At 27.9% G+C, this 9,264-nt stretch carries 9 protein-coding genes, 1 tRNA gene, 1 other RNA gene and 1 other annotated feature; of the genes, 10 read left to right on the top strand and 1 reads right to left on the bottom strand.

Annotation, left to right across the window (positions count from 1 at the left end; genetic code table 11):
- Positions 1-160 precede the first annotated feature (160 nt).
- The 10 genes from KGF39_RS18275 (at position 161) to KGF39_RS18230 (ending at position 7,549) form a co-directional block, all read left to right on the top strand.
- Positions 161-670 carry a transcription repressor NadR gene (locus tag KGF39_RS18275; protein ID WP_227823399.1) on the top strand — a complete coding sequence of 170 codons (510 nt, stop codon included), beginning with the start codon at positions 161-163 and terminating at the stop codon, positions 668-670.
- 11 nt (positions 671-681) lie between these two features.
- The gene (locus tag KGF39_RS18270; protein ID WP_227823398.1) at positions 682-1,563 is read left to right on the top strand and encodes a mechanosensitive ion channel domain-containing protein; all 882 of its coding nucleotides are present in this window, start codon (positions 682-684) and stop codon (positions 1,561-1,563) included.
- 116 nt (positions 1,564-1,679) lie between these two features.
- Positions 1,680-1,885, top strand: a binding site (T-box leader).
- 126 nt (positions 1,886-2,011) lie between these two features.
- Entirely contained in the window at positions 2,012-3,283 is a 1,272-nt protein-coding gene (serS, locus tag KGF39_RS18265; protein ID WP_227823397.1) for a serine--tRNA ligase, read from the top strand.
- Between the two features lie 320 nt (positions 3,284-3,603).
- On the top strand, positions 3,604-4,059 hold the full coding sequence (locus KGF39_RS18260; protein ID WP_054272752.1) for a nucleoside deaminase: 456 nt from the start codon (positions 3,604-3,606) through the stop codon (positions 4,057-4,059).
- A tRNA-Ser gene (locus KGF39_RS18255) sits at positions 4,060-4,151 on the top strand. It abuts the gene before it with no gap.
- A gap of 37 nt (positions 4,152-4,188) precedes the next feature.
- Positions 4,189-4,453, top strand: an RNA gene (gene ffs / locus KGF39_RS18250) — signal recognition particle sRNA large type.
- 76 nt (positions 4,454-4,529) lie between these two features.
- On the top strand, positions 4,530-6,167 hold the full coding sequence (gene dnaX, locus KGF39_RS18245; RefSeq protein WP_227823396.1) for a DNA polymerase III subunit gamma/tau: 1,638 nt from the start codon (positions 4,530-4,532) through the stop codon (positions 6,165-6,167).
- 56 nt (positions 6,168-6,223) lie between these two features.
- The gene (locus KGF39_RS18240) at positions 6,224-6,574 is read left to right on the top strand and encodes a YbaB/EbfC family nucleoid-associated protein (protein ID WP_054272754.1); all 351 of its coding nucleotides are present in this window, start codon (positions 6,224-6,226) and stop codon (positions 6,572-6,574) included.
- A 12-nt stretch (positions 6,575-6,586) separates the two neighbouring features.
- Positions 6,587-7,186: a recombination mediator RecR gene (recR, locus tag KGF39_RS18235; protein ID WP_107594145.1), complete on the top strand. Its 600-nt coding sequence runs from the start codon at positions 6,587-6,589 to the stop codon at positions 7,184-7,186.
- A gap of 141 nt (positions 7,187-7,327) precedes the next feature.
- Entirely contained in the window at positions 7,328-7,549 is a 222-nt protein-coding gene (locus KGF39_RS18230) for a hypothetical protein (protein WP_054272756.1), read from the top strand.
- Between the two features lie 68 nt (positions 7,550-7,617).
- Here the strand turns inward: KGF39_RS18230 and KGF39_RS18225 are convergent, their stop codons facing one another.
- Complete coding sequence (locus KGF39_RS18225) at positions 7,618-8,823, bottom strand: MGDG synthase family glycosyltransferase (protein WP_227823395.1); 1,206 nt, start codon at positions 8,821-8,823, stop codon at positions 7,618-7,620.
- Positions 8,824-9,264 lie beyond the last annotated feature (441 nt).

Below are 9,264 nucleotides of genomic sequence, written 5' to 3'. Positions count from 1 at the left end.
GGGAGAGTAGGACGTAGCCACGTAATCTTTTTTTATTTGTCATAAAATTTAAGATTAAACAGAATATAAAGTCAATATTGATTTATAATAAGATAAAATATAGAATTATATAGTATAGATAAAGTTTTTGATTTAGTTTGATTTAGAAAGAAGGTGTAATATGAATTCTGATGAAAGAAGAAGCAGATTAATAGATATTTTAAAGGAATCTAAGTGTCCTATAAAAGGTGGAAGTCTAGCTGAGATGTTAAATGTAAGTAGACAAGTAATAGTACAGGATATAGCCCTTATAAGAGCTAAAGGATTTGAAATAATAGCTACACCTCAAGGATATATAATATATAATCAACCATATTTTACAAAAAAAATAAAATGTAAGAATCACAAGAATTCTAAAGAAATTTATGATGAATTAAAGATTATTGTAGATTTAGGTGGGATTGTAAAAGATGTCATTGTAAATCATCCAACATATGGTCAAATAACTGCAGAACTTAATATTTATTCTAAAGTGGAGATAGATAATTTTATGAAGAAAGTAGAGACAAATGAATTTAAACAATTATCAGTTCTGACAGAATGTAGTCATATTCACACAATTGAGGCTATAAAAGAAGATACTATAGAAGCTATAATAAAAAAATTAGATGACAAAGGAATATTATCATAAGGAGGAGTTAAATGAATTTTTTATCATTGGCTAAGACTGCCTCAACAAATAGTAATATAACTAAGAGAACTTTAGAAAACATACTTAATAACTTTAGTGATAACGTACCAAATATCATATATGCAATAATTGTATTTGTGATAGGTATTTATATATCCAAAATAGTAAGAAGAATGGTCTCAAAGTTTTTAATTAAATATGGAATGAGCAAAGGTGTAAATAATTTTATTGTATATGGAATATATATATCTATGTTATCTATTATATCATTGATAAGTTTAGGTATTATAGGTATACAGACTACATCAGTTGTAGCTGTATTAGGAGCTGCTGGATTTAGTATAGGTTTAGCATTTAAAGAAATATTATCAAATCTAGGTTCAGGTATGATTATTTTATTTTTTAAACCATTTAATATAGGCGATTATATTCAAGGTTCAGGTGTAGAAGGTACAGTTTCTGATATACAAATATTTAGCACTGTTCTTAAAACTCCAGATAATAAAACTATAATTATACCAAATTTTCAATTGACAAGTAATAATATAATTAATTATACACATCAAAACAAAAGAAGAATAGATTTTTCATATAATATTTCTTATGATAGTGATATAGATATCGTTAAGTCTATATTAAATGAGATTTTTACAAATGAAAAAAGAGTATTAGATGACCCAAAACCTATTATAGGTTTAAACTCCATAGGAAATAATACTATGCAAATAGTTGCTAGACCCTGGGTTAAAACTGATGATTATTGGGATGTATACTTTGATGTAATGGAAAAAGTCAAAAATAAGTTTGATGAAAATAATATAAAAGTTCCCTTTGTTCCTTCTGCATTATTACTTAATGATACAAGTAATTTAAACACAGCAGACAAAAGGTAATATTTTAATTAAATAAAAAAAATAAATTTGATATAAAAAATTAAAGAAAATTTGAATAATAGTATTGAAAGATGTTAATATATATAATATAATGATTATCAAATAAAACAATTAGTTAAAAAGCAGTGAAGGAAAATAGTAAAAAACAGATTGTATTCAGAGAATGAGTGTATGGTGAGAACTCATTACAATGGTTTTTGAATCTACTCTAGAGCTTCTAGTTAAAGCTAGACGTTTACCTACGTTATAGGTCTGAGAGGATTATACATTTTAGTATAGTCAATTAGGGTGGCAACGCGGATAAAAGATTTTCGTCCCTTTTATAGGGGTAAACGGAGGTCTTTTTTTATTTTTCAAATTTGTTTAAGCTAAAAATTTACAGTTATAATATTTGTAAATTAAATTGGAATTATAATTTATATTATCAAAATTATTAGGAGGAATTAATATGTTAGATATTAAAAGAATAAGAGAAAATTTAGATGATATCAAAAAAGCTATGGAAAGAAGAGGCGAAAAAGAATTTGACCTTGATGCTGTAGTGGAATTAGATAATAAAAGAAGGGAAATACTTCAAGAAGTTGAAGTTATGAAAAATGAATTAAATGTAAATTCTAAAAAAATACCACAATTAATAAAAGAGGGAAAAGATGTAACAGAAGAAAAGGTAAGATTAAAAGAGCTATCAGATAAGATAAAAGGTATTGATGAGAAAGTAAAAGAAGTAGAAGCAAAAATAGAATATACATTGATGAGAATACCAAATGTTCCTCATCCAGAGGTACCACAAGGTGAAACAGATGAAGATAATGTTCAAATAAGAACTTGGGGAGAACCTACTAAATTTGATTTTGAGCATAAAGCACATTGGGATATAGGTACTGGTCTAGGTATATTAGATTTTGAAAGAGCTGGGAAAATAACTGGTTCAAGATTTACTTTATACAGAGGACTAGGAGCTAGATTAGAAAGATCTTTAATGAATTTCTTTTTAAATACTCATACAGCTAAGCATGGATATACAGAAGTGTTACCTCCATTTATGGCTAATAGAAATAGTTTTATAGGTACTGGTCAACTTCCTAAATTTGAGGAAGATATGTTTAAAATAGAAGGATTAGAGTATTTCTTAATACCAACAGCTGAAGTACCTGTTACTAATATACATGCTAATGAAATATTAGATGTCGCAGAACTTCCAATTAAATATTGTGCATATACTCCTTGTTTTAGATCTGAGGCAGGTTCAGCAGGAAGAGATACAAGAGGCTTAGTTAGACAACATCAATTTAATAAAGTTGAGTTAGTTAAATTTGTTAAGCCAGAAGACTCTTATGATGAATTAGAATCATTAACTCATGATGCTGAAACTATGTTACAAATGTTAGGTCTTCCATATAGAGTGGTAAAAATATGTACAGGAGATTTAGGATTTACAGCAGCCTTTAAATATGATTTGGAAGTTTGGATGCCAAGCTATAATAGATATGTAGAAATATCTTCTTGTTCAAACTTTGAAGACTTTCAAGCAAGAAGAGCAGGAATAAGATTTAAAAGAGATAAAAAATCAAAAGCAGAATATGTTCATACATTGAATGGTTCTGGATTAGCTATAGGAAGATGCCTAGCTGCTATATTAGAAAATTATCAACAAGCAGATGGTTCTGTAGTAGTTCCAGAAGAGTTAAGACCTTATATGGGTGTTGATGTTATAAGATAATTCTATATTAACATTATATGTAGAAATATATTTTAATGTAGAAAATATATTATGAGTGAACAATAAATTAAAACGCTATGGAATTATTAATATAATTATTAAATTTCATAGCGTTTTAATTTATATAACAGAATTTTCATCATAAAATACTAAATATCTTTATAAATCAAGGCTTATATAAATATCTAAAAATTATTTTAGAACTAATTTAAAAAAAATATAACTATATATAGTAATAATTAAATAAACAAAATAAAATTAAGTTGAATTATAAAATGAATTATGATAAGATAAGTTTGTTATAAGTTTTGGGAGGAATTATGGAAAGTTCATTTTATATGAAAGAAGCATTAAAAGAAGCATATAAAGCATATAATAAAAGAGAAACACCAATAGGTGCTATTATAGTTAAAGATAATCAAATAATAGCTAGAGCTCATAACCTTACAGAGACACTAAAAGATTCTACAGCTCATGCAGAAATCTTAGCGATAAAACAAGCCTCAGAAAAATTAGGAGGTTGGAGGTTGACTGATTGTGATTTATATGTTACAATGGAACCTTGCATAATGTGTAGTGGTGCAATAGTTAATTCTAGAATAAAAAAGCTTATAATAGGGACAAGACATGTAAAAAATTCATATATAGAAAAACAGCATGAGTTTAAATTAGATTATTTTAATAATAATAATGTAAAAGTGGCTTTTGATGTTTTGCAAGAAGAATGCTCGATCATATTGCAAGAATTTTTTAAGGCATTAAGAAAAAGAGATTAAGGAGAGATGGTCGAGTGGTCGAAGGCGCTCGCCTGGAAAGCGAGTATATGGGTAAAACTGTATCGTGGGTTCAAATCCCACTCTCTCCGCCAGAAACAATAAAAGTAATTAAATATGGTTGTAATTTTGCTGTACTAGATGGGGAGGTAGCGGTGCCCTGTAACCTGCAATCCGCTATAGCAGGATTGAATTCCATCTAAAGGCTTATTTTCTGTAGGGCCGCCCTAAATAAGTGGTGTTGATGCTTAGGTCCTGCGCAATGAAAGCTCATGAACCCCGTCAGGTCCGGAAGGAAGCAGCGGTAAGTGATCACTTTTGTGTGCCGTGGGGGTGCCTAAGTTGAGCTAACTGTTTTGGTAACGCCTATGGAATTAAGTCGATAGATGGTGTACAGCATTTAACATATAAAAGACTAATCCCTTAGATAATGAGGGATTTTTTTATTAATTTTACTAAAGAGAGGTAAAAGGATGCATAAAGCATTATATAGAGCATATAGACCACAAAAGTTTGAAGACGTTATTGGTCAAGATCATATTATTAAGACTTTAAAAAATCAAATATACAATGATAATATAGGACATGCTTATCTATTTTGTGGTACAAGAGGTACTGGTAAGACATCTACTGCAAAAATTTTTTCAAGAGCAGTGAACTGTTTGAATAAAATAAATGAAGAACCTTGTAATGATTGTGAGATATGCGAATCGATATTAAAAGATAATACAATGGATGTTGTAGAAATAGATGCAGCATCAAATAATAGTGTGGATGATATAAGAGAGCTTAGAGAAAGTGTGAAATATTCTCCAGCCAATGCTAAATATAAAGTATATATAATAGATGAGGTTCATATGTTGTCTCAAGGAGCTTTTAATGCATTATTAAAAACATTAGAAGAGCCACCCTCATATGTAATCTTTATATTAGCTACTACTGAACCTCACAAGATACCTGCAACTATTTTATCGAGATGCCAAAGATACGATTTTAAAAGAGTTACGGTTAAAGATATGACTCTTAGAATGAAAAGGATTTGTGAAGATGAAGGAACTGATATAGATGATAAAGCACTTAATTTAATAGCGAGAAATTCTCAAGGAGCTCTTAGAGATGCACTTAGTATATTAGACCAATGTATATCATTTGGAGAGAATAAGATAGATTATAAAGATGTTGTTGAATTGATGGGAAGCGTCAATATAGAACAGTTATTTGAATTGTCTCAATGTATTTTAGCACAAGATACTAAAAAATCTCTTGAGATATTAAATGAATTTGTTTTATGGGGGAAAGATATAAGAAACCTTATAAATGATTTGATTGACCATTTTAGAAATTTAATGGTATGTAAGGTTTCATCAGAACTAGATGAGATAATTTCATTGCCCGAAGAAACCATAGAACAACTTAAACTTCAGTCTAAAAATATAGATATAAATGATTTGATAAGGGTTTTAAATATATTATCAGCAACTCAGGATGATATAAAGTCCTCTTCAAATCCAAGAGTTTTAGTGGAAATAACTATAATGAAAATTGCTCAACCAATGTTTGACGAAAGTAAAGAAGCTCTTATAAAAAGAGTTGATAACTTAGAAAAAATGATTGAACTGGGTAGCTTTAAGGTTGAAAAAACTGGTAATAGTAAAGAAAAAGAGCATGAAGTCAATAGAGAAATAGATGTAAAACAAGAAAATGTAGCTTATGAAGATGTAAAAAATGAGGACGTTATACTTATAGAGTCATCTTGGAAGAATATACTTAAACAAATTAAAAAAGATAAAAAAATGCCAATATATGCACTTTTAAGTGAGGTAAAAAGCTTTAATGTATATTCCAACTTGTTGTATGTTATATTTGATGATAAATTTGATTTTGCAAAAACTAGACTTAGCTCCCAAGATACAATAAATTATTTAGAAAAAACAATAAGAGATGTTTTAAATAGAAGTTTTAATGTAAAAATAGTATTGACATCAGAAGTCAAAGATATAAATCTTGAAGTTAAAGAAAAAGAAGACATTGGTGAAGAGATATTAAAGAACATAGTAAATGAAGAGATACTAGAAATAAAAGACAGTATTGATGAAAATGAAAGTAAATAATAAAATACTATTATGATATAATAATAAAATGAAAATAAGTTTAGGAGGAATTGTTTATGGCTAAAAAAGGTTTTGGAGGCGGAATGATGCCTGGTGGTGGAAATATGAATAACTTATTAAAGCAGGCTCAAAAAATGCAAGAAAATATGCAAAAAGCTCAACAAGAGTTAGAAAATAAAGAAGTAGAAGCTTCAGTTGGAGGAGGCGCAGTTACTGTAAAGGTTAATGGTAAAAAAGAAGTTTTAGATATAACTATCAAACCAGAAGTAGTTGATCCAGATGATATAGAAATGTTACAAGATTTAGTTTTAAGTGCAGTAAATCAAGCATTGAGAAATATTGATGATATACAAGCAAGTCAAATGAGTAAGGTAACTGGAGGTATGAATATACCTGGGTTATTCTAGTAGGTGGTATTTATGCAAGTTTATACAGGTCCAATAACGAGACTTATAGAAGAATTTTCAAAGCTTCCTGGAGTAGGAAGAAAGACTGCTCAAAGATTGGCTTTTCATGTTATTAATATGAATACTAATGATGTGGAAGCTTTATCTAAAGCGATTATAGACGCGAAAAGAGAAATAAGATATTGTTCAATTTGTTGTAATATAACAGATACAGACCCATGTAGTATGTGTTCAAATAAAAATAGAGATTCGAGTATTATATGTGTGGTAGAAGACCCAAGGGATGTAGCAGCCATGGAGAGAGCGAGAGAGTTTAAAGGTCAGTATCATGTATTAAATGGAGTGATTTCTCCAATGGATGGTATTGGACCAGATATGCTAAAAATAAAGGAACTTATACAAAGGCTTGGCAATCAGGAAGTCAAAGAAATAATAATGGCAACAAATCCTACTATTGAAGGAGAAGCCACAGCTATGTATATTGCTAGGTTAGTAAAACCAATGGGAATTAAAGTTACTAGGATAGCTCATGGTCTTCCTGTTGGAGGAGATTTAGAGTATGCAGATGAGGTCACAATATCAAAAGCACTAGAAGGTAGAAGAGAAATATAAAAATCGAGGTATTAACCTCGATTTTTATAATTTTTTGTGGTTAAATTCAAATTAATTTTGATTTAGATTTATTGAATAAATTTCTTCTGTATTGTATAATTTGTTGTATAAATCATTTAAAAATTTTGATAGGGGTGCAACATGAAACCAATTATGAACTTAGAAGAACATAATGCAATGAAAGAAAAAAGAGTTAAAAAAATGAAATCAAAAGACAAGCCTAAATATGATGATTTTGATGATATAAGTTTTTCTAATAAGAAAAAAACTAAAAAAACTGCACGAAATAAAAATGCTGAATTTAGAAATAATTATAAAAACTATCAGTATGATTATGAAGAAGACTTTTATGAACCAATTTAATATTAAATAATTAGAAAATAAAAAATCCCTAATAGATAATATATACTATAGGGATTTTATTTATTTTATCAATCAGAAATTATATTTAAAATTAAATTAGCTATATTTTGGGCTGAATTTGATTTTCTTATTGATTTAATATTTCTTTTTAACATCTCTAACCTACTAGGGTCATCTATTAGAACTTTTAATAATATTGATAAATTATATTTTTTTGTAGTTCTAAGTGCTGCACCACAATTAGATAAGAAATCAAGATTCTCCTCTTCCTGACCTGGTATATAATATGGAACTATCATAGGTACATCTTTTAAGAGTGCCTCCGTTGTAGTAAGTCCACCAGGTTTGCTTACTAATACATCTATAGAAGCTAAAATATCATTCATTTTATCAGTATATCCAAGGACACATACTTTTTTATCATGATAACGAGATATAAGCTTTTTTTCGATTTTTTCTTTTAAACTTTCATTTCTACCTGTTATTACAACTATTTGAAAATCTCTGTCAGTATCCAATAATTCATCAAGTGTCTCTTTTATATTACCAGCTCCAAAGCTACCACCCATAAGTAAAACAGTTAATTTATCTGGAGATAAGTTTAACTCAGAAAGAACAATATCTTTATCTCTATGAGAGAGAAAAGATTTTTCAACAGGAATTCCAAATGTTCTAATTTTACTAGGTTCAACTCCATCAAATACCAATAACTCTTTTACGTATTCATGACCAACTATATAGTAATCAATTTCATTTTGTATCCATGTAGAATGAGTAGTATAATCAGTTAATACAGAAATAAGTGGAGGAACATTAATAGTATTTGTATAATGTTTATAAAAATACTCTGTGTAAGCATTTGATTCATTATTATGTAAGTTAAAGTTTTTTTTCAATGTACTAAGCGCAATCATTGGAAAAGGATGCGTTCCTATAATCAAATCTGGTTTTTTGCTTCTAATAAGCTTTTTAAATTTTTTTGCCATGAATGTTATTAGTAGATTGTCTTTAAATTCATTTTTTGATAAAAGATTTGTTTCAGATAATCTATATACACTTCCATATGCTTTTGGAGTATATATAGCAGATTTTTCATATCCTCTTGAAATTATTTTATCCATTGTATTATTAACTAATTTCAAACTATCTATTATTTCACATTCAATTGGCTCTCCATCAAGTGTTTTGGAAGTAAGTTCTTCTTTAATAGCTAGAGCAGCCCTATTATGCCCACCACCGGTGGAAGCAGACATTATTAATACTTTTTTGCTCATAATAAAATCCTCCTAAAATGTAGCTTAGTATTTATATAGTATTATATTTTGATATATAAAAACTGTCTTTGTGAATAAGGTTATTGATAAATTATTTTTTAATATTAATCTAATACAAGATTACAAAAATTACAAGTGAAAGAAATGTAAATTAATTTTAGCAAATATGTGATATTACAAATATTAGTGTAAATAAAAAATTTAAATATAGAATAAAAAGGAAAATAGAGCATAGAATATATATTAGTTTTATGAAATAAACAGGTTTGCTTAGTATTAGATTTTAAAAATTAAATATAAAGAATATATGATAAATAAAAAAAGTAAAAAATTATATTGACTTAGATAGATAAAGATGATATAGTATTACTTGTCATTGAAAAAAGGAACAAGAAATAAATACGAACATTGAAAATTAAACAGTAGGTTAATTTATAAACA

The organism is Clostridioides sp. ZZV14-6345, assembly GCF_020657775.1.
GTDB lineage: Bacteria > Bacillota > Clostridia > Peptostreptococcales > Peptostreptococcaceae > Clostridioides > Clostridioides difficile_D.
Note: the sequence above shows the minus strand (reverse complement) of the source record. Positions and strands in the feature narration are given on the sequence as shown.

What these genes read in the sequence shown, in the direction of transcription:
- KGF39_RS18275 (WP_227823399.1), top strand. Translation starts at nt 161, where the DNA reads ATGAATTCTGATGAAAGAAGAAGCAGATTAATAGATATTTTAAAGGAA.
- KGF39_RS18270 (WP_227823398.1), top strand. Translation starts at nt 682, where the DNA reads ATGAATTTTTTATCATTGGCTAAGACTGCCTCAACAAATAGTAATATA.
- serS (WP_227823397.1), top strand. Translation starts at nt 2,012, where the DNA reads ATGTTAGATATTAAAAGAATAAGAGAAAATTTAGATGATATCAAAAAA.
- KGF39_RS18260 (WP_054272752.1), top strand. Translation starts at nt 3,604, where the DNA reads ATGGAAAGTTCATTTTATATGAAAGAAGCATTAAAAGAAGCATATAAA.
- dnaX (WP_227823396.1), top strand. Translation starts at nt 4,530, where the DNA reads ATGCATAAAGCATTATATAGAGCATATAGACCACAAAAGTTTGAAGAC.
- KGF39_RS18240 (WP_054272754.1), top strand. Translation starts at nt 6,224, where the DNA reads ATGGCTAAAAAAGGTTTTGGAGGCGGAATGATGCCTGGTGGTGGAAAT.
- recR (WP_107594145.1), top strand. Translation starts at nt 6,587, where the DNA reads ATGCAAGTTTATACAGGTCCAATAACGAGACTTATAGAAGAATTTTCA.
- KGF39_RS18230 (WP_054272756.1), top strand. Translation starts at nt 7,328, where the DNA reads ATGAAACCAATTATGAACTTAGAAGAACATAATGCAATGAAAGAAAAA.
- KGF39_RS18225 (WP_227823395.1), bottom strand. Translation starts at nt 8,823, where the DNA reads ATGAGCAAAAAAGTATTAATAATGTCTGCTTCCACCGGTGGTGGGCAT.